The organism is Pyxidicoccus trucidator (genome assembly GCF_010894435.1).
Lineage (GTDB): Bacteria > Myxococcota > Myxococcia > Myxococcales > Myxococcaceae > Myxococcus > Myxococcus trucidator.
In genome coordinates this window covers 417,908-436,270 of the sequence record NZ_JAAIXZ010000004.1, presented here as the reverse complement: position 1 = coordinate 436,270, position 18,363 = coordinate 417,908, and the positions used below count along the sequence as shown (strand labels likewise).

The 18,363-nt window shown below is 71.1% G+C and carries 14 protein-coding genes; 10 read left to right on the top strand and 4 right to left on the bottom strand.

Annotated elements, in window-relative coordinates; all coding sequences use genetic code 11:
- Positions 1 to 16: 16 nt before the first annotated feature.
- Positions 17 to 3,928 (bottom strand): NHL repeat-containing protein, encoded by a 3,912-nt coding sequence (locus G4D85_RS15085; RefSeq protein ID WP_164012416.1) that lies wholly within the window; start codon positions 3,926 to 3,928, stop codon positions 17 to 19.
- Positions 3,929 to 4,177: 249 nt separating this feature from the next.
- Here G4D85_RS15085 and G4D85_RS15080 point away from each other — a divergent pair, with 249 nt between their 5' ends.
- From G4D85_RS15080 to G4D85_RS15045, 8 genes are all read left to right on the top strand, one after another.
- Positions 4,178 to 5,212 carry a DUF2169 family type VI secretion system accessory protein gene (locus G4D85_RS15080; protein ID WP_164012414.1) on the top strand — a complete coding sequence of 345 codons (1,035 nt, stop codon included), beginning with the start codon at positions 4,178 to 4,180 and terminating at the stop codon, positions 5,210 to 5,212.
- 127 nt (positions 5,213 to 5,339) lie between these two features.
- Positions 5,340 to 5,804 carry a DUF4150 domain-containing protein gene (locus G4D85_RS15075; protein ID WP_164012413.1) on the top strand — a complete coding sequence of 155 codons (465 nt, stop codon included), beginning with the start codon at positions 5,340 to 5,342 and terminating at the stop codon, positions 5,802 to 5,804.
- 14 nt (positions 5,805 to 5,818) lie between these two features.
- The gene (locus G4D85_RS15070; RefSeq protein WP_164012411.1) at positions 5,819 to 7,123 is read left to right on the top strand and encodes a TIGR02270 family protein; all 1,305 of its coding nucleotides are present in this window, start codon (positions 5,819 to 5,821) and stop codon (positions 7,121 to 7,123) included.
- A complete protein-coding gene (locus G4D85_RS15065) occupies positions 7,120 to 8,334 on the top strand; it encodes a hypothetical protein (RefSeq protein ID WP_164012409.1) in 1,215 nt (404 codons plus the stop codon). The genes G4D85_RS15070 and G4D85_RS15065 overlap by 4 nt, the downstream gene beginning before the upstream one ends.
- A complete protein-coding gene (locus tag G4D85_RS15060; RefSeq protein ID WP_164012407.1) occupies positions 8,331 to 9,191 on the top strand; it encodes an AHH domain-containing protein in 861 nt (286 codons plus the stop codon). The genes G4D85_RS15065 and G4D85_RS15060 overlap by 4 nt, the downstream gene beginning before the upstream one ends.
- An 8-nt stretch (positions 9,192 to 9,199) precedes the next feature.
- A complete protein-coding gene (locus G4D85_RS15055; RefSeq protein ID WP_240359279.1) occupies positions 9,200 to 9,781 on the top strand; it encodes an imm11 family protein in 582 nt (193 codons plus the stop codon).
- 13 nt (positions 9,782 to 9,794) lie between these two features.
- Positions 9,795 to 10,604, top strand: a complete 810-nt coding sequence (locus G4D85_RS15050) for an Imm49 family immunity protein (protein ID WP_164012405.1) — start codon at positions 9,795 to 9,797, stop codon at positions 10,602 to 10,604.
- A 117-nt stretch (positions 10,605 to 10,721) separates the two neighbouring features.
- Entirely contained in the window at positions 10,722 to 11,249 is a 528-nt protein-coding gene (locus tag G4D85_RS15045) for a DUF6484 domain-containing protein (RefSeq protein ID WP_164012403.1), read from the top strand.
- Between the two features lie 4 nt (positions 11,250 to 11,253).
- Here the strand turns inward: G4D85_RS15045 and G4D85_RS15040 are convergent, their stop codons facing one another.
- The 3 genes from G4D85_RS15040 to G4D85_RS15030 form a co-directional block, all read right to left on the bottom strand.
- Positions 11,254 to 11,652 (bottom strand): STAS/SEC14 domain-containing protein, encoded by a 399-nt coding sequence (locus G4D85_RS15040; protein WP_164012401.1) that lies wholly within the window; start codon positions 11,650 to 11,652, stop codon positions 11,254 to 11,256.
- Positions 11,653 to 11,767: 115 nt separating this feature from the next.
- Positions 11,768 to 12,265, bottom strand: a complete 498-nt coding sequence (locus tag G4D85_RS15035) for a CinA family protein (protein ID WP_164012399.1) — start codon at positions 12,263 to 12,265, stop codon at positions 11,768 to 11,770.
- Positions 12,262 to 13,377, bottom strand: a complete 1,116-nt coding sequence (locus G4D85_RS15030) for a GRAS family protein (protein WP_164012397.1) — start codon at positions 13,375 to 13,377, stop codon at positions 12,262 to 12,264. Before G4D85_RS15030 ends, G4D85_RS15035 begins: the two co-directional genes overlap by 4 nt.
- Before the next feature lie 410 nt (positions 13,378 to 13,787).
- Between G4D85_RS15030 and G4D85_RS15025 the strand changes: the two genes are divergently transcribed.
- Together G4D85_RS15025 and G4D85_RS15020 are read left to right on the top strand one after the other, a co-directional pair.
- Positions 13,788 to 15,485 (top strand): LVIVD repeat-containing protein, encoded by a 1,698-nt coding sequence (locus G4D85_RS15025; RefSeq protein ID WP_164012395.1) that lies wholly within the window; start codon positions 13,788 to 13,790, stop codon positions 15,483 to 15,485.
- Between the two features lie 126 nt (positions 15,486 to 15,611).
- Positions 15,612 to 18,362 carry a TonB-dependent receptor domain-containing protein gene (locus G4D85_RS15020; protein ID WP_164012393.1) on the top strand — a complete coding sequence of 917 codons (2,751 nt, stop codon included), beginning with the start codon at positions 15,612 to 15,614 and terminating at the stop codon, positions 18,360 to 18,362.
- The last annotated feature ends 1 nt before the right edge of the window (position 18,363 follow it).

Below are 18,363 nucleotides of genomic sequence, written 5' to 3'. Positions count from 1 at the left end.
GCTCGGGTCGGTCGCATCACCAGTTGCCGTTGCCCGGGTCGATGACGTCCGGGAGCCCGTCCATGTCGTGGTCTTCGCCGGACTTCTCCTGCCCGTCAGGGATGCCGTCGTTGTCGCTGTCGGGGTCCACCACGTTGGGGAGGCCGTCCTTGTCGTAGTCGCCGTGCAGCTCTTCCTTGTCCGGGACACCGTCCTTGTCCTGGTCCGTGGAGATGGGCAGCGCCAGGGTGGCCTTCGTCTCCGCGCGCGCGGGGGCCAGGCACTTGCTGCCGGGGAAGACGGCGGTGGTGCGCCACACGCCGCCCTGCGTGGCCTGATGGGAGACGGTGAAGCAGCCATCCTCATTCGTCACGCCCGGCGCGTGGTGCACCACGCCGGACTTGTCCTCACGGAACTCCACCCAGGACACCACGCCCGGCTCCGCCGGTGTCACGCACGCCTTCACCTCCAGCCGCGCGCACTTCTGGTTGTCGGCCGGGTAGCAGGTCTTCCCCACGCAGACGCGCTCGCACTTGCCGGAGAGCGCCTGCTGCAGCGTCAGCCCCGTGGGCTCGCGCAGCCCCACGTCCAGCGTGGAGCTGCCGAGCCGCACCAGGGTGTCTCCCCGCGAGGCCCAGGCCGTCACCTGCAGCTCCCGCCTGTCACACACCTGCGCGTGCGGGGGCGGCGTCACCTTGACCGAGCCCGTCACCGTCGCGCCGGGACTCAGGAAGCGCCGCTCGGGGGTGATGGACTTCTCCCAGCCGGGCGGCGCGTCCTCCACGCGGAAGAGGACCAGCTCGCCCCTGGCCCGCGTGTTCTTCATCTGGAAGGACAGGCCCACGGGGGTGAAGCTCGCTTCCGCGGTCGCCAGGGCCCTGGCTCCCACCAGGCGCCGGGCGCTGCTGGCGGTCTCACCCGCCGTGCTGGTGGCCACGTGCAGGTTCTTCTGCGCCTCGTTGTTCTCCAGGTTGAGGTCGTTGTAGAGGCGGCGCAGCTCCACCTTCACGCAGCGGTGCGGGTCATCCACCCCGGCGGGCGTCCACTGGATGCGGGCGTCGGCGAAGCCCCGGGCGGGCACATAGGGGAGGATGACGCTGCGCAGGTAGACGAACTGGTCCTCGTCGCTCACGCTGTAGAACGGGTCCGAGAAGCTGAAGCGCACCTCCACGTCGTAGGCGGGCTGGTCCCCGGCATTGTGGACGCGGGCGTAGACCCAGTTCTGCGTGCCGGGCACCGCCTCGTCCGTGCTGCTCGGGTCCGCGTGCTCGCCGTTGCCCGGGAAGTCCACCCAGATGTCCGGGCTGTTCGAGCGCGGCTCCCCCGCCCGGATGTACACGTCCGTGCCGGGAGGCGGCGCGTAGTCGACGCGCACGTTGAAGCCGCCCGGCGCGTCGGTGCGGGCGGAAGGAACCGCCACGGTGAGCCCCAGGCCCGTCACCACCATGTTTTGCCCCGCCGTCAGCACCGCGTCGTCCAGCGTGGGCGTGGCGGGGGTGGCGTCGCGCAGGAGGACGGGCGCATAGCCGGGGCGGATGTCGCGGTTGACGTAGGAGACGAGCACGCCGTTCGCCGGAACGTCCAGGTCCGCGTTGCCGAGCGTGGGCGTGCGCGCCTCCACCCAGTAGAACTGGCGCTCCTGCTCGAAGGTGGTGACACCGGGCGTGAGGCCGATGGCGATGGCGCCGTACTGGCCCGGCTGCAGCTCGCTCTGGTAGTGCAGCGGAATCACCGGCAGGCCGGTGCGCGGCACGGACGGATGCGGGCGGGGGATGAAGTGGATGTCGGAGCCGGCCTCCAGCCAGGGTGCCAGCGCCTTGGAGGCGGCCAGCGGGTGCACCGCCGTGGCGGCCGGAAGCGCCATGACGTCCCAGCGCCCGCCCGGCACCGCCAGCACGCCGCCGTCGATGCCCACACGCGGCGCGTCCACGTGCAGGTCCTCCAGTCCGAGCTGGTGCGCGTAGCCGTGCGCGTACTGGGGCAGCTCGCTGTCCGGGCCATGCAGTGACACCGTCAGCCGCCGCGGCGTGCCCGCCACCGTGTACTCCCACTCGCCGGGCGTGGCGCGGTCCAGCGGGAAGGTGCCGCCGTCCGGCAGCGCCGCGTCGTTGAGCACCACCACCACCCGGTCCACGTCGTCCGAGGGGTCCGTCGTGGTGCCGTCCAGCAGCGTGGGGTCCGCCGCGTAGGCCTCCTCCAGCAGCTCCTGCGTCAGGTCCACCAGCGCGTCCTGCTCCGGCCGCGCGTAGTACGCGGCGTCGTGCTCCAGCACGAAGGGACCGGCGGGCGCGGAGCGCACCGTGGCCCGGCCGTAGCTCACCTCCTCCAGCCAGGCCTGGAGCGCGGCGAGGCGGGCCTGCACCCGCTCCAGCGGCGCCGCATCCCCGGAGCCCGCGAAGCGCGCGCGGACCACCAGCGTGTCCTGGGGCCCCACGCGCGCCGGGCCTCGGCTGGCCACCACGGCGCGCCGGCCCACGTCATTGCTCAGCCGCACCTGCTCCAGCCCCGTCGTCACCGCCGGCAGCGGCGAGCCCGCCTGCACCAGGCGCACCAGCAGCTCCAGCCGCCCGTCCCAGGTGCGCGCATCCCCCGGCGCCGCCGGACGCCACACCAGCGGGCCCACCACGGTGAAGCCCGGCAGGGTGACGCCGCCCGACGTGGTGGCGGCCGGCACCACCTCCACCGAAAGCGTGTGGCCGGGCAGGTTGCTCTCAGCGTCCTCGTAGGCGGTGTAGAAGCCCTCGGTCTTCCAGTCGGAGGGCCAGCTCAGCAGGGACACCGGGTCCGCCCAGGAGAGCTGCGCCTGCACGCCGAAGGCGGGCAGCGCCCCGAGGTTGCGCACCGCCACGTAGACGAAGTTGTTCTGCCCGGCGCGCGGCTGCTGGAAGGCATAGCCCCCCAGGCCCCCCACACGCGCGGCGTCCACGTCCACGTCCGGCGCGTTGCGCACCAGCAGGTCCGGCGAGGCGAGCACCAGCGTGGTGGGCGTCTCCTCGTGGCCCGGGTCCCCCGCGTAGTCGCTGACGAAGACGTCGGTGGGCGGCGTCGTCCCCACGAGGAAGGAGATGAGCTGGCGGCGCGTGGAGTCCACCACGTGCGGGTTCGTCCCATCGAAGGCGACGCGCTCGGGCCGGTCGAACAGGGGCTCAGCGCCCAGCGTGTAGCCGGCGCCGCCCGGCTCCAGCACCACCACGCGGTGGTTGTCCGTGTCCGCCACCAGCAGCCGCCCTTCGGGCAGCACCGCCACGTCGCGGGGGCCGTTCAGCTCCCCGTCCCCGGAGCCGGGACGACCGAACACCTGCTCGGGGCCGGTCAACGGCACCCGCAACACCACGTGCCGCCCCCGGGACGCCAGGTACACCGTCTCGCCGTCCTCCGCGACGTCCAGCCCGTTGCAGGTGCCCCAGGCCGGGTCCGCCCGCCACACGCTCCACGTGGTGTCCTTCGGCCCGTCGAGCTTGAGGACGCGGAAGTTGACGGTGTCCAGCAGGTACACCGCCCCCGCCCCGGACACCGCCACGTCCTGGGCGCCCCGCACGTTCAGGCCGTCCACCACGGGCTGGAGCACCGCCGCCAGCACGTACGAGCCCAGCACGGCGTCGTACCGGTAGCGCTGCACCTCGCCCCGCGCCGAGTCCACCACCCAGGCGTTGCCGCCGCCGTCCACCGCCACCCCCACCGCCTGGTGCAGCCGGTCCGGCGACATGAAGTCCATGACGAGGCCGAAGTCCGACCACGTGGGCCCGGACGTCAGCGTGTCGAGGCCGACGAAGAGGACCCGCGCCCCGCTGCTGTCCGTCACAAGCACCCGGCCCGCCGGGTCGACTCCCACGCCGATGGGGATGGAGGAGCCCCCTGGCAGCGACAGCGGCCAGGCGGGACCGAATTCCTGCGCGGTGGCCGGCAGCGCGAGGAGGAGCAGGAGGAGACACAGGAGACGACCGGGCATGAGGAGCTCCAGGGGGGGACCCCAGGCCTGTGCCAGTTCCATACCGGAGCGCGGGTGAACGGGTCCTCACAGCGGGAAACTCCCCCTGGAGCAGGGGCACCTGTGGACCGGGCGTCCACAGGGAGGTGGAGCTGTTGCCTGCCAGGCCACGGAAGGAATTCGAGGGCTGGCTCCGAGGCATTGAGGGCGGGTGCTACACTGCGAAGTCCCCTCGATGGCTCGGCCCCATCCAGGAGGACCTGGCACGCCATGGGACACCCGACCCTCGAGAACGAGACCCCCTTCGCCTTCGACATGATGGGCCTCGCCGACGAGGAGGGGCGGCCGTTGCTGCTGCTCGTGGTCAAGGCCACCTACGGCTTCGGTGACTCCGGGCTGAAGCTCGCGGACACGCAAGTGCCGGTGAAGTGGGGCGGCGAGTCCTGGGGCAAGCCCGGTGAGTCCAGCGACAGGTACGAACCCGAGGCCGCCTTCATCAAGCCGGCCACGGACGTGGTGCTCCTCGGCCACGCGTACCCGCCGCAGAAGGGCGCCACGGAGGGACTGGTGGCCCTGCAGGTAGGCCCGCTGAAGAAGAGCGTGCGCGTGGTGGGCGAGCGGACGTGGTTCCGGAGCATGGGCCACGTCACCGCGACGAGGCCGCTGCCCTTCGACTCGCTGCCCCTCACCTGGGAGCGCGCCTTCGGAGGCTGGGACCGGACGGACGCGGCGAAGCCGACCTTCGAGCCGCGCAACCCCGTGGGTACGGGCTTTCGCGCCAGCCCACGCCACTTCGAGGAGGGGCTGAAGCTGCCCAACCTGGAGGACCCGGCGGAGCCGCTGCGCGAGTTCGGCCAGCGGGTGACACCGGTGGGCTTCGGCTTCACCTCGCCGCACTGGCAGCCGCGCGCGAAGCTCGCGGGCACCTATGACGAGGCGTGGAGCAAGACGCGCAAGCCGCTGCTGCCCAAGGACTTCGACCGACGCTTCTTCAACGCGGCGGCACCCGGGCTCGTCGCTCCCGGCTACTTGAAGGGCAATGAGCCGGTCATCATCGCGGGTGCCTCGCCGAAGGGCCGGCTCTCCTTCGCGCTTCCCGGCCAGGCGGCCCCGGTCATCACCGTGGGGCTGGTGGGGGGTGCGGATTCCAATCCGGAGATGCGCCTGGACACCGTCATCCTCGACACGGACGCACAGCAGGTGCTGCTGCTGTGGCGCGGGCATGTGGTGCTGGATGAAGGACTCCATGACGTGCGCAGCCTGCGCATCATGGCGGAGGGTGTGTCCGCGCCGAAGAAGGCCTGAAGGACACGCAGGTCCCACGGACTTCTGGGATTGACTCCAGCACCGTCGTACATCCTGCAAATGTCTGGCGGGTGCTCGCGCCATGTGGTCCCATGAGAGTAGACTCTTCCCTCTGGGGGTGGACGCCATGCCAGTCAATACCGGTGTGAACAAGATGTCCGTGGTGACCAAGGACAGTGGCGGTGTCACGACGGCCTTCCCGGACGTGTGCAAGACGCCCAGCCCCGCCGGGCCCGTGCCCATTCCATACCCAAACATCGCCCAGTCCTCGGACACCGATAAGGGCACCAAGAAGGTGTCCGTGGCCGGCAACCCGGTGTGTGTGAAGGACTCCAACTTCAAGACGAGCACCGGCGACGAGGCGGGCACTGCCGGTGGCGGCGTCGCCTCCAGCAAGACCAAGGGCAAGGCCGAGTTCGTCAACTTCTCCTTCGACGTGAAGTTCGAGGGGAAGAACGTGGCGCGCGCCTTCGACCTCATGCTCCACAACGACAAGAACACGCCGCCCTTCCCCGTCATGCAGGGGCCCGTTGCGGCCGCGAGCGGAACGGAAGAGGAACCCAAGTGCGGGGTGTGCAAGAAGCACGTCTGAAGGCCCGTACCGCCATGCGCGCGGAACTCGACATCAACTGGGAGCACTACGAAGAGCACCTCGATGAGGCAGCGTTCCTCTGGAGCCAGTGGGAGCGCGCCCTGGTTGCGCCCGACTATGTGCTTCACGAGGTCCTCGCGGATGAGGAGCGGCTGCTCGCGAGGATGGATGCGCTGCGGCTCGGAGGTGCCACGGTCGCCGAGCAACTCCTGGTGCCTGCCCTGCAATCCGATGAGGCGGAGCGGCTGAGCGCCGCGGCGCTGGTGTTGTTGACCGAGGAGACTCCCGCGGGCGGTGGCGAAGCGGTACGCACGGCGCTCGACTCGGCGGAGCCTCCCGCGCTCGCCGCCATCCGCCGCGCGTTGGAGGTCCTCGACACCCGGGCCCTGCCCGCCTGGGTGCCGGACCTGCTGGAACGGAACGAGGCGCCCCTGCAGGCCCTGGGACTGGAGGTGATGCGCGTCCACGGCGTCGACCCGGGCCCGAGGTTGTCGCGCCTCCTGGACCACGCAGCCCCCCAGGTCCTCGCCGCGGCCCTGCGCGCCAGTGGACGCCTTGGCCACCGCGTGGAGCTGGGGGTCCTCGCGCGTGCCCTGGACGCGCCCCTGCCTGAAGTACGGGATGCCGCCATCGAAGTGGGGCTGCTGCAAGGACGTCGTGCCGCGTGGGCAGCGTGCCAGCAGGCCGTCGAAGCGCGGGCGCCCAGGCTCCGCCTGCCGGCGTTGCTCCTGGCCCTGGGCGGTGACGAGCGGGACCTGGAGCGGCTCCGACGCCTGCTCGCCGAGCCCGAGCACCGTCCCGATGCGCTCTGGGCCCTGGGCTTCAGCGGCCGGGTCTCCAGCGCCGGAGCCTGTCTGGAGTGGCTGGCGGACCCGCGCTGCGCCCCCCTGGCTGCCGAAGCCCTTGGCGCAATCACCGGACTGCGCCTGGAGGGGTCTTTCGTCATGAAGGCGGAGGAACCCGGCGAGGAGGAGGACGACCCCGACAAGGACCTGTCGCCCCGCCCAGAGGACGCACTGCCGCGGCCCCATGCCGGAGCAGTGGCCGCGTGGTGGTCCGAGCACCGCAAGCAGTTCGAGCCGGAACGCCGCTACCTCCATGGCCGGCCCTTCACCCCGGCGCTGTTGCAGGAAGCGCTCGTGGAGGCCCCCATGCGGCGCCGTCAGGCGTTGGCGCTGGAGCTGACGCTGCGCAGCCGCGGAGCCTTCTGGCCACCGACCCAAGCCCCCGGCCCCCGGCAGCTCGCGGCGCTGCGGGCCCTCCGCGCCGCGCCACCTGAAGCGTTCAGTCGGTCCTTCACCGAGGGGCTCCACGCATGACACAGGCCTCCTCACGCCCCCAGGCCCACGTCCCCCGGGGCATCGCCATCACCGGCCTGGGCATGGTGACCCCGCTCGGGCTGGATGTCATCGCGAGCTGCTCCGCGGCTCGGGCGGGACTGAGCCGCCGCTCCGAGCTCACCCTCGAGGAGACCGACGTCGACACCGTCGAGAGCGTTCCGCTCAAGGGCCACGTCGTCCGGGGCCTCACGGAGGGCTTCGATGGCTTCGCCCGCCTGCTCCGGCTCGGAGAGGCCGCCCTGGGAGACCTGCTCGGACAGTCCGGGCTCCAGGGTGAGCACCTGGCGCGGACCGGCCTCGTCCTGAACCTTCCGGGTGACTTCCACGAACTGGCCCACCTGCGCTCCAGCCTCGCGGCGACACCGCCCGAGGACGAGGCCGACGCGGCTGAACAGGAGGAACTGCTCGCCGAGGTCCGCGAGAGCCGGGAGCGGTTGAAGCAGCGCATGCCCCGGGAGCTGCTCGCGCTGCGCTCTCTCGCGATTCCCGCCCAGGCCCAGGCCTGCTTCACGGGAGGCGCCGCCAGCTTCATGCACGGCCTTGCCCAGGCCGTGCAGTGGCTCCAGTCACGCACCCTGGACCGGTGCATCCTCGGTGGCATCGACTCATGCGTCTACGGAGAGCCCCTCACCCGGGTCCATGAGCTGGGGCTCACCCGGGGAGTCGGGAGCGTCACCGGCTTCTTCCCGGGGGAGGCCTCCGCCTTCGTCCTGCTGGAGCGGGTGGATGCCGCGCACGCACGGGGAGCGGTGGTGCAGGGACTGCTCGGCCCGCACGCCACCACGCGCGAGACACAGCACCGGTTCTCCAGCCCGCCGCCGCTCGGCGCGGCGCTCTTCGATGCCATGGCGGCCTGCCTGACGGCACCGAGCCCCTCGACGCGGGACGTGGGACTCGTCCTCGTCAACCTCAATGGAGACAACGTCCGGGCACGGGACTTCGGCACGGCCCTGGTCCGGCTCGCGGATGCGAAGCTTCCCGCCACCTTCCCGCAGTGGTATCCGCCCGAGCATTTCGGAGAGATAGGCGCCGCGACGGGAGCCTCCTCCATGTGCATGGGCCTCCGGGGCTTCGCCAGGAACTACGCCGGGACGCAGGACCTCCTGGTCGCACTACTCGACGATGATGAACAGCGGGGGGCCTTCGTCCTGGAGGCGCCCCCCTCCCAGGAACGGCAGGGGGCACCATGAGCGAGGAGAAGAGCAAGAAGGACCACATCGAGGAGCTCAAGGGCCCCGACAAACACAAGCCCGGCCTGAACGAGGGGTGCGTCACCCGCTGCACGTGGGAGAAGCAGATGTACCCCAACGGGGGCTACCGGATGGTCTGCTCCTTCGAGGGGCATGACCACCGGAAGAACGGCCTCGACTACCACCTGGCGAATGACACGGCCTGGTACAACCTCGACTTCTCCATCGAAGGGCCTGCCCAGTCCCGCTTCGAGCGGGAGTTCCGCTCCGCCAACCTCCTCCTCAATCCAAAGAAGCCAGACCCCCGCAGGGCCCGCGCCAAGGCCACCTGGTGGATGAAGGGCACCGGAGGAAACTTCCGGAGCAAGAGCAAGCCGTGGAGCTTCAACGCCCACCACATCATTCCCATTGGCTCGCTGCACAACGCCTTCTTCAAGCTGGACGACGGCCCGGGCAAGCTGCTGCTGCTCCAGCACGCCGCGAAATACAACGTCAATCACGGGCTCAACATCATCTTCCTGCCGGTGACCGAGGTCTACGCGCGGCTGTATGAGCTTCCGGCCCATCTCAGCGCGCCGACCGCGAAGGGCAAGCAGAGCAACAACCACGACGCCTACAATCGACTCGTCGAGGGCCGGCTCGACACCATCATGGACCCCATCCGCGAGGCCGAGGCCCAGGGGGAGGACCATCCCGCCCTGACCGAGGAGAACGTCGGGGGCCTGAAGACGGAGCTCGAGGACTTCTCGAAGGTCATGCGCGAGAGCCTCAGGGACCTGGGAGTCGCGCGGTCCAAGGCCAACCAGCTGCGCGAGCCCGGCAACTTCCTCTCCCACTCCCTCGACATCCTCGAGTGACTCACCCCATGCACGACTACTTCATCCTCACCACGTCTGACGCACCCGAGACCTGCACGATTGGTCCCCTGCCCGACCAGCTCGCCCGGCAGAAGTGGCGCATCACCAAGGGCCAGCCCATGGGCGAGCACCATCCGGCGCGCGCCCGGCTGGACATGGACAAGCGCTATCCAGGGCACGTCGTCCCCGACCTCGTCACCAATACCTTCCACCTGTACATCATCAGCCACCGGCTCAAGCCCCTGCTGGAGGGTGAGGCCGAGGGCGAGTACCTTCCCGTCTCCATCTACAACCACAAGGGACGCGTCGCGGCGGAGGACTGCTACATCGCCAATGTCTTCAAGGCGGTGGACTGTGTCGACAGGAGCCGGTCCGAGTTCACCGAGTCCGCGATGAAGCCGGGGCAGCTCTCCATCCTGAAGCGCCTCCAGCTCGACCCCGAGCGCATCCCACCGGACGCCCGGCTCTTCCGCCTCAAGGACATGCCCGCCCTCCTCATCGTCCGGGGCGACCTGCGCGCCAGGCTGGAGGAGGCCGGAATCACCGGCACCCACTACGTCGGCATGGGCGAGCCATGCCTCTTCGTCTGAGCCCTGCCCGCCCATGACGCCCCTCAGCTCGCCGGCCCTGGACACCGTCCGCGCCAACGCCCTCTACCTTTTGAAGGAGGCGCTGGAGAGCATCCGCAACCAGGATGCCTATGAGCAGACGGGCAGGCCCTACGTCGAGGCCGCCTACTTCTACCGGCGCGTGGCCCTGTGCGAGCTGCTCGCGGACGCCCGGACGGACCGCTTCTTCGTCTACCTGTGCAAGTCCGCTCAGGTGCGGCTGTCCCTCCTGCAGCGCGTCGCCGGAGGCCACCCCGCCCAGAAGCCCTATACGTGCGCGAGCAAGAACTTCTCCTTCATGGATGCCCTCGCCGCCGGGCAGCTCGGGCTGGCCTCGGAGCTGGCCCGGCTGACGACGGACCGCCATGAGCCCACCCAGGAGTACGAGGAGGACTTCCTGCTCCACCACTTCCTCCACCAGCTGGCCGGCGCGGCCGTGGAGCTCCAGCCGCTCCTGGCGCGCTGGGAGGCGGTGGTCGGCACCGACATCACCTGCCACCTCGAGCTCTGCCAGGCCCTGCACACGCGCGACTCGCAGCGTTTCAACCGCGCCCTGAAGGACGCCATTACCCAGCGCGCGGCGGCCTTCAAAGAGCAGAAGAACGACTCGGGCCCGAAGGATGCCGCGCTGACCGAGGCCCACGTCCATATTACGGGGCTCGCCCTCATACGGCTCGCGGAGCTGCGGGACATGGAGACGCTCCATGAGTACCCCACCCTGCCCCGGCTGGCCCGAATCCCCCCTGGACGTACACCGCCTCCCGCCGACTCCTGGCTGCACCCCGCCCTGGCAGTGCCCGCCTGAAGCGGCCCTGCCTCCGCCGGGAAGGCAGGAGCACGCGCCCGCCTGCCTGCCCCGTTCGCCTCACATGGGCCTGGCGCGGTACGCTCCATACAACCCGTCCCAGACAGAGGTCCGTCCGTGAGCGCGCTCCCCGACAACACGCCGTCCCTCCGGGAGTCCCCTTCGCGGGAGCCCATCCTCGGAAGCCGGGCCGGCCACCTCACCGGGCTCGACGCGTCCGGAGCACCGCTCGTCGACTTCCCGGGAAGCACCACCGGCCCCGTGCCGGCACGGCTGGCCATGGTGCTCGACGCCAAGGCCCTCCAGGAAGCCGTCGCCCGGAAGCAGAAGGTGGTCCTCCTCTTCGAGAATGGCGACCCGGGCCTGCCCTTCCTCATGGGCCTCATCCAGGAGCCGCCCAGCGCCACGCCACTGCTGGACGCCCTGCTGGAGCAGCCCCCCGAAGCAGCCCCCGCGGCCCCCACCGAGGCCCACGTGGACGGCAGGCGTGTGGTCATCGAGGGCAAGGACGAAGTCGTCCTCAAGTGCGGAGAGGCCAGCATCACCCTTCGCCGAAACGGCAAGGTCATCATCAAGGGCACGTACCTGGAATCCCGCGCCACCGGTACCCACCGCATCAAGGGTGGCTCGGTGGAAATCAACTAGCGCCTCACACCCCCGGGTGCATCCCCATGTCCTCGTCGCCGTGGATGAGCCACTGGCGCGCGGAGGCCTCCTGCCAGAAGCGCCGCAGAATCCGGTCCGTGTGACTCTCCCGCGCAATCCGGTTGAGCTGCAGCGCCACAATCTGGCTCTCCACCATCTCCGCCACCCGCACCACGCCCGAGCGCAGCCCGTACTCCTGCACGCGGCGAATCATGTCCGCCGCCTCCGGTGACGCCGGCTTGAAGGTGCGCACGTCCGCCTTGATTTTGATGCTCTGCCCCGACAGCGAGTCGGTGGCGCCCCGCAGCTCCGCCACGAAGCGCTGCATCTCCTCCACGCGGATGTACCCGTCGAGGATGAAGTCCACGATGGCGTGCTTCCGGTCGATCTCTATCTGGAACACCGGGCTCTCCTTTAACGCAGGGAATTACGGGGTGAGCCGTTCTGGCGAGGTTGCGAGAGTAGAGAAGCGGGGCGGGTGCCGATAGGCGTCCACCAGGGCGGTGCGAGCGTTCAGTTCACGATTCCGAGCCCAGCCGCTCCAGCAGCAGCGACAGCGCGCGCTCGGCCACCGCGCGCCGCACCTCGCGACGCTCTCCAGGGAAGACGTGACGCTCCACCGTGGCCTGCCTGCCCCGGCGCAGCACCGCGAGGAAGGCCAGGCCCACCGGCTTCTGCGGCGTGCCTCCGCCCGGCCCGGCGATGCCCGTCTCCGCCACCGCCCAGTCCGCGCGCGAGCGCTCCAGCGCGGCGTGGGCCAGCGCCTCCACCGCCTCGGCGCTCACCGAGCCGTGCGCCACGAGCAGCTCCAGCGGCACGCCCAGCTGCTCCACCTTGGACTCATTCGAGTACGGAATGAAGCCTCGCTCCACCACCGCGGAAGCGCCCGGCACGTCCGTCAGCCGCGCGCAGATGAGGCCGCCCGTGCAGGACTCCACCAGCACCAGCCGCACGCCCGCTTCACGGCAGCGCAGCAGCACCTGTCCCGCCAGCACGTCCGTGGGTTCGCTCGTCATCCGCGGCCCTCCGCCGGCCGTGCGCCCAGCACCGCCACCAGCATGTCGTTCCTGTAGCAGATGCCCACGCAGCCCCGCTCGCGCCGCAGCGCCACCGCCGGGTGTACCTCGGCGGGCCGCACCCGCTCCAGCGCCTCCAGCGGCACGAAGCCCGCGCGCCGCAGCCGGTCCATCCACGAGGCCGCCGTCTCGTGGCGCTCGCAGCGCGCCGACTCGTCCACCGTGCCCACGATGTCGTCCACCTCCCGGCCGAAGAAGCGTTTTATCGCGGCGCGCTCCTCGCGTGGGACGTCCAGGGTGTCCAGCAGCTCGAAGACGCGCGTGAAGTGGTTCCACGCGTTGCGGAAGCGCTCGCGCACCGGCGCGCGGTGGTGGTCCACGTGGGGCTCGCAGAGCACCAGCCCCGAGGGCTCCAGCGCGCGCAGGCGCCGCAGCACCGCGTCGCGCGCCGCACCGCCGCTGTCGGCCGTCTCCGCCACGTGGTGCAGGGCGAAGGCGCCGTTGACCACCAGCGGGCGGGGCACGCCGCGCAGCGCCGCCCACGTCGCGTCCGCCAGCCCCTCCACCGGAGACTCCAGCCCCACGAAGCGCACGGTGGTGCCCACCTCGCGCGCCACCTCCGCCACCGTGACTTCCGCCTGTCGCAGGCTGGCGCCGCTCGGGTCCACGCCCACCAGCGTCAGCCGGCGCGGCAGCGCCCCCGCTCGCGCCAGCGCTCGCAGCAGCCCGCGCTCCTGGCGCCCCTGGCCGATGCCCACGTCCAGCAGCGTGGCCTCGGTGTGCCCGCGCAACAGCCCCATCAGCACCGCGTTGGCCACCGCGTCCGCCGTGGAGGCCAGCGGCATGTGCGCCATCAGCAGGCGGAACAAATCAATCTGCCGGGGCCCCTGCTCCGGCTCCGGGTGCAGGTAGGGGTTGCGCGTCACCGCGCCCGAGCCCGCCAGCCTGCGGGAGAGCGCCGTCGCGAAGAGGAGGTAGTGCAGGTCCTCCGCCACGCCCTCCACGTCCAGCAGCGCGTGCAGGGCGTCGAGCGCATCCGCGGCACTCGCGTGCCGGCCCGCCAGCGCATGCTCCAACCCCTGGAGCAGCAGCTCGTCCTTCGGCGTGCGCATGGGCTTCCCTCCCGTTCCCAGCACCGCGTGCGTTCACTGATTTTGTAAAAGGGTAGTGATGCTCTTGAGCGCGCAGCCAGGAACGGTCAACGCTCGCCCCTCCTTCGTGGGCTGCCACACACGCGCAGGCCCCGTGGGGCCGGCGGGAAGGTCCACCCCTCCACGTTGTCCTGCGACGGAGGTACGACGCCGACGGAAAACGAGGTGAAGCCCCCGTCGGCGCCGCGGGCCTGAAGTCAGAGAGACCTGCTCATCCCGCGAGCCAGGAAGGTTGTCGTCGGCCCCGCGTGGCGTGCCACCCACGGGCCATCGTTGCGCGCGCCGGCCATCCCTACCGTGCGCCCCTTCCCGCGGTGCCCGGAAGCAGGCGAGCACACGCGGCTGGGGGAGGACCCATGGCCGGAGCAGTGATGAGGTGGCTGACATTCGCCGGGCTGCTGGCGCTCGCGTGGCCCGCGCGAGTCGAGTCCCAGCAGGCGCTGGACTCCAGCTCGCGACACCCGCGCTTCCCGCCCGTCGTGGACACGCCGTTCAAGAAGGTGCCGCGCCCCATCATCGGCGCCCTGCGCCAGCCGCTCCACGAATTGCCGCAGAACGACAACTTCGAGCTCATCGGCTACCACCCGCTGCCCAACCCCGGGGACACGATTGCCCGGGGCCGCAACGGGCCCACCGGCATCTCCGGCGACTGTCTCTACGTGGGCAGCCGCATCGGCCGCAGGCCCGGCACCGGCCCGCTGTTCGGCACGCCGCCGCTGCCGCCCGAGGTGCTCATCGTCGACATCTCCAACCCGCGCAAGCCGCGCACCGTGGGCGCGTTCCCCACGATTCTCGACGCCACCTCGCGCGAGCTGCGCACCATCCCCGACGCGCACACGCTCATCGTCATGAACTTCCGGGAGGTGGGCCCGGACAGCGGCGCGGTGAACAACTTCCAGATTTATGACATCACCAACTGCCGCCGCCCGGTGCTGCGGCAGACGCTGTCGCTGGGCGTCGACCGGCCGCACGAGTTCTTCCTGTGGAGAGACCCTCGCGAGCCCGCGCGCTTCCTCATCTACACCTCCATCCACCTGGGCGACGTGCGCGAGCCGTCCCTGCGCGTCTTCGAGCTGATGGCGCCTCCGGACGGCCCCATCAGCCCCGAGCCGGTGGCCACCTTCACCCTCACCCCCGCCGTCCCGCGCGTGGAGCCGGTGGAGCCGTTCGAGTGGCGTGATGACCACTTCGTCTTCGACACCGTGAAGCCCCCCGTCCAGCGCAACAACGTCCACTCCATGTCCGTCTCACGGGACGGCACGCGCGTGTACGTGGCCAACATCCACGGCGGCTACTACGTGCTGGACAGCTCGCGGCTGGCGAACCGGGAGCCGTGCATCCGCGACACGGTGACGGTGGACGAGACGAGCAACACGGACCCCAACCTGTGCCTGCGCAAGGTGAACCCGGACCCGGACGCCCGGGTGGACTTCACGCCGCCGTACGCGTGGACGGAGCACTCGGTGTACCCGGTGCCGGGCCGGCCGTACCTGGTCGTCTCCGGCGAGCGCAACGGCACCACCACCTGCCCGTGGAGCTGGGGGCACATCCTGGACATCTCCAACGAGCGGCGGCCGCAGGTCATCGCCCGCTACATGCTGCCGGAGAACCTGGAGCCCAACTGCGTGGTCGGCGGTCCCGGAGACCCGGTGCTGCTGCGCGAGTTCTCCCCGCACCAGCAGCTCGTCTTCCCCAACCTCTTCTTCGTGTCCTGGTACTCGGCGGGGCTGCGGGTGTGGGACATCGCCAACCCCGTGCTGCCCATGGAGGTGGGCGTCTACGTGCCGAAGCCCGCCTCGCGCGTGGTGGAGCGCTTCCGCGACAGCCCGGACGTGTGGATGTGGCCGCACCCCATCCTCTACAACGGCCTCATCTACATCACCGACGAGAACAGCGGCCTGTACGTGCTGCGCTACAAGGGCCCCCGCGCCAATGAGCTGCCCCGGACGGGGCTCTACGTGAGCAGCACCAACTTCCTCGCCCCACCCCCGCTGCCACCCCGCCCGGTACAGGCGCCCCTGCCCGTGGCGCCCGGGGCACCGTCGAACGAGGCTCCGGAAGAAAATTGAGGGGGCGGCTGACCGCGCGGGCGCGCTGGGGGGTCTGTTGAGCGATTCCCCAGGCTGATATAGCGGCGCCCGCGAACCGCACCGGCCGGAGTGACTGCTTCGCGAGCCTCGGTGTCGGTGCGTGTGATGCGACAGCAACGCTTCTGCCTTCTCCTGCTGCTCCTGGCGGTGGTGCCGGGCCTCTCGTGGGCCCAGGGCGTGCCCTCGCCTTCCAGCGAGCACCGCGCGGTGGAGGTGGACGTCCAGGCCACCGACGGAGGCACGGCCGTGTCCGCCGAGGACGCGGCCCGCCTGGGCCTCGACTCCCAGGGCGCCGAGGCGAAGCTGGTGCCCCCCGCCCTGGTGACGGAGTCCCCCGCCGCGTGGCCGGAAGGACTGGAGGGCACGCCCGGCGAGGTGACGCTGGAATTGCTCGTGGACGCGCAGGGCGCGGTGGCCGAGGTGAAGGTGGTGCGGGCCCCCACCGAGCCGCGCCTCACCGAGGCCGCGCTGAAGGCCGCGCCCGGCCTGCGCTTCACCCCGGCCACCCTGGGCGGCACGCCCGTGGCGGTGCGCCTGCCGTTCGTCTACCGCTTCGAGCCGCCCGTGCAGCGGCCCGCCACCACCGCGCGCCTCCAGGGCGAGGTGCGCGCCCGGGGCACGCGCCGCCCCCTGGCCGACGCCACCCTCTTCCTGGACGGGAGCGCCGAGCCCTCGGGCACCGTGGACACGCGGGGGCGCTTCACGCTGGAAGTCGCGCCCGGCCCCCACCGTGTGGAGGTGCGCGCGCCCGGCCATCAGCCGGCGACCTTTGAAGAGACGGTGACGGAGGGCCAGTCCGTGCAGGTCGTCTACCGGCTCCAGCCCGGCCGGGTGAGCCCGTATGAGACGGTGGTGCGCGACGAGCGGCCCCGCACGGAAGTCACGCGCATCAGCCTGCACGAGCAGGAGCTGCGCGAGGTGCCCGGCACGCTGGGAGACCCGTTCCGCGTCATCATGTTGATGCCGGGCGTGGGCAGCATCGCCTCCGGCATCAGCTACCCGGTGGTGCGCGGCAGCCAGCCGGCGGCGACGGGCTTCTTCCTCGACGGCGTGCGCATCCCCATGCTGTACCACCTGCTGCTGGGGCCCGCGGTCATCCACCCGGACTTCATCGACACCGTGGACTTCTACCCGGGCACGCCGCCGGTGCAGTTCGGCCGCGTGCTGGGCGGCGCGGTGGAGGGACGGCTGTCGCGGCCCCGGGAAGACAGGCTGCACTTCACCGCCTACGCGGACCTGCTCAACAGCGGCGGCTTCATCGAGTACCCCTTCGAGGAGACGGGCACCTCCGTCAGCGTCGCCGGCCGCGTCAGCTACTCCGCGCTGCTGATTTCGCTGGGGGCCAACCTCCTCAACGAGCCGGGCGCGGAGAACGTGCGCGCCAACTTCTGGGACTACCAGGCGCGCGTGGAGCAGAAGGTGGGCGAGGGACGGCTGCGGCTGTTCGCGCTGGGCAGCTCGGACGACGTGGGCGTGAGCCCCTCCTTGCAGTACCCGGGCGACACGGGCGGAGGCGTGGTGTCCCGCTTCCACCGCGTGGACCTGCGCGGCACGCACCCGCTGGCGGGCGGTGAGGCGGAGGTGGGCTTCACGGTGGGCTGGGACCAGGTGGGCCTCACGGGCGAGACGACGGTGGCACGGCCCGGCGGCGCGCTAGCGGTGGAAGAGGCGGGCCAGTACGGGCTGGAGCAGACGAGCTTCGCGCTGCGGGCGGGCTGGAAGCGGCGCCTGTCCGAGACGCTGGAGGTCGCCCTGGGCGGCGACGTGGAGCACCGGCGCGCCGCCACCGTCATCACCGGCCAGGCGATTGCCCCGGGCTACCGGCCGGACGTGGCGCAGGACCCGCTGAAGAGTCCCTCGTCGCTGGCCACCTTCTCCGGCGCGTACGCCACGGCGACGTGGAGCCCGGCGGAGCGCTGGCTCTTCCAGCCCGGCCTGCGCGTGGACGCCTACCACCTGGTGCCCGGCCTCACCCACACCGCCGTGGAGCCGCGCCTCACCGTGCGCCACCGGCTCACGGACACGCTCACCCTCAAGGGCGGCGCGGGCCTCTTCCACCAGCCGCCCACCGTGCTGCTGCACCTGCCCGCCGTGGACACCGCCGGCCTGCGCTACGGCCTGCAGTCGGGCGCCCAGTTCGACGTAGGCGCCGAGTGGAAGGCCTTCGAGGGCCTGGAGCTGAGCGGCGACGCCTTCTACAACCCGCTGTCGCGCACGGTGGAGTTCGACGTGCTGGACGTGGCGGAGAACCGGCGCCGCGGCGGACTGGCCGGACAGGACCCGGCCGCCAGCGGCTACGCGTACGGCTTCGAGCTGATGGCGCGCCACCCACTGGGCCGCGACTGGTTCGGCTGGGCGTCGTACAGCTTCCTCCAGAGCCGGCGCCGCGTGCGCATCGACAGGTACGGCGACGACAACCGGGTGGTGGAGTCCGTGGAGGGCACCCTGCCCTTCGCCTTCGAGCAGGCTCACGTCTTCAACGCCGCGCTCAGCTACAAGTTCGACACCTGGACGTTCGGCACGGTGGTGCACTTCAACACCGGCCGGCCCGAGTCCGGACAGGTCTCCACCCAGACGCACCGCCTGGTGCCACGCGCGGATGGCAGCCAGGAATGGGTGCGCCAGGACCAGGACCGCGTCGAGCGGCTGGGCAACTTCTTCCGCGTGGACTTCCGCGCCGCGAAGTCCTGGGCCATGGAGGACTTCACGCTCGACGCGTACCTGGACGTGCTCAACATCTCCGTCCAGCAGGAGGTGTTCGGCTACGACTACTACCATGACGTCGCCGGCCCGGTGCGCTCCCCCCTGCGCCTGCCCGTCGTGCTTCCCATGTTCGGCCTCAAGGGGACCTACTGAC

Coding starts and splice junctions, on each gene's coding strand:
- G4D85_RS15085 (WP_164012416.1), bottom strand. CDS start 3,928: ATGCCCGGTCGTCTCCTGTGTCTCCTCCTGCTCCTCCTCGCGCTGCCG.
- G4D85_RS15080 (WP_164012414.1), top strand. CDS start 4,178: ATGGGACACCCGACCCTCGAGAACGAGACCCCCTTCGCCTTCGACATG.
- G4D85_RS15075 (WP_164012413.1), top strand. CDS start 5,340: ATGCCAGTCAATACCGGTGTGAACAAGATGTCCGTGGTGACCAAGGAC.
- G4D85_RS15070 (WP_164012411.1), top strand. CDS start 5,819: ATGCGCGCGGAACTCGACATCAACTGGGAGCACTACGAAGAGCACCTC.
- G4D85_RS15065 (WP_164012409.1), top strand. CDS start 7,120: ATGACACAGGCCTCCTCACGCCCCCAGGCCCACGTCCCCCGGGGCATC.
- G4D85_RS15060 (WP_164012407.1), top strand. CDS start 8,331: ATGAGCGAGGAGAAGAGCAAGAAGGACCACATCGAGGAGCTCAAGGGC.
- G4D85_RS15055 (WP_240359279.1), top strand. CDS start 9,200: ATGCACGACTACTTCATCCTCACCACGTCTGACGCACCCGAGACCTGC.
- G4D85_RS15050 (WP_164012405.1), top strand. CDS start 9,795: ATGACGCCCCTCAGCTCGCCGGCCCTGGACACCGTCCGCGCCAACGCC.
- G4D85_RS15035 (WP_164012399.1), bottom strand. CDS start 12,265: ATGACGAGCGAACCCACGGACGTGCTGGCGGGACAGGTGCTGCTGCGC.
- G4D85_RS15030 (WP_164012397.1), bottom strand. CDS start 13,377: ATGCGCACGCCGAAGGACGAGCTGCTGCTCCAGGGGTTGGAGCATGCG.
- G4D85_RS15025 (WP_164012395.1), top strand. CDS start 13,788: ATGAGGTGGCTGACATTCGCCGGGCTGCTGGCGCTCGCGTGGCCCGCG.
- G4D85_RS15020 (WP_164012393.1), top strand. CDS start 15,612: ATGCGACAGCAACGCTTCTGCCTTCTCCTGCTGCTCCTGGCGGTGGTG.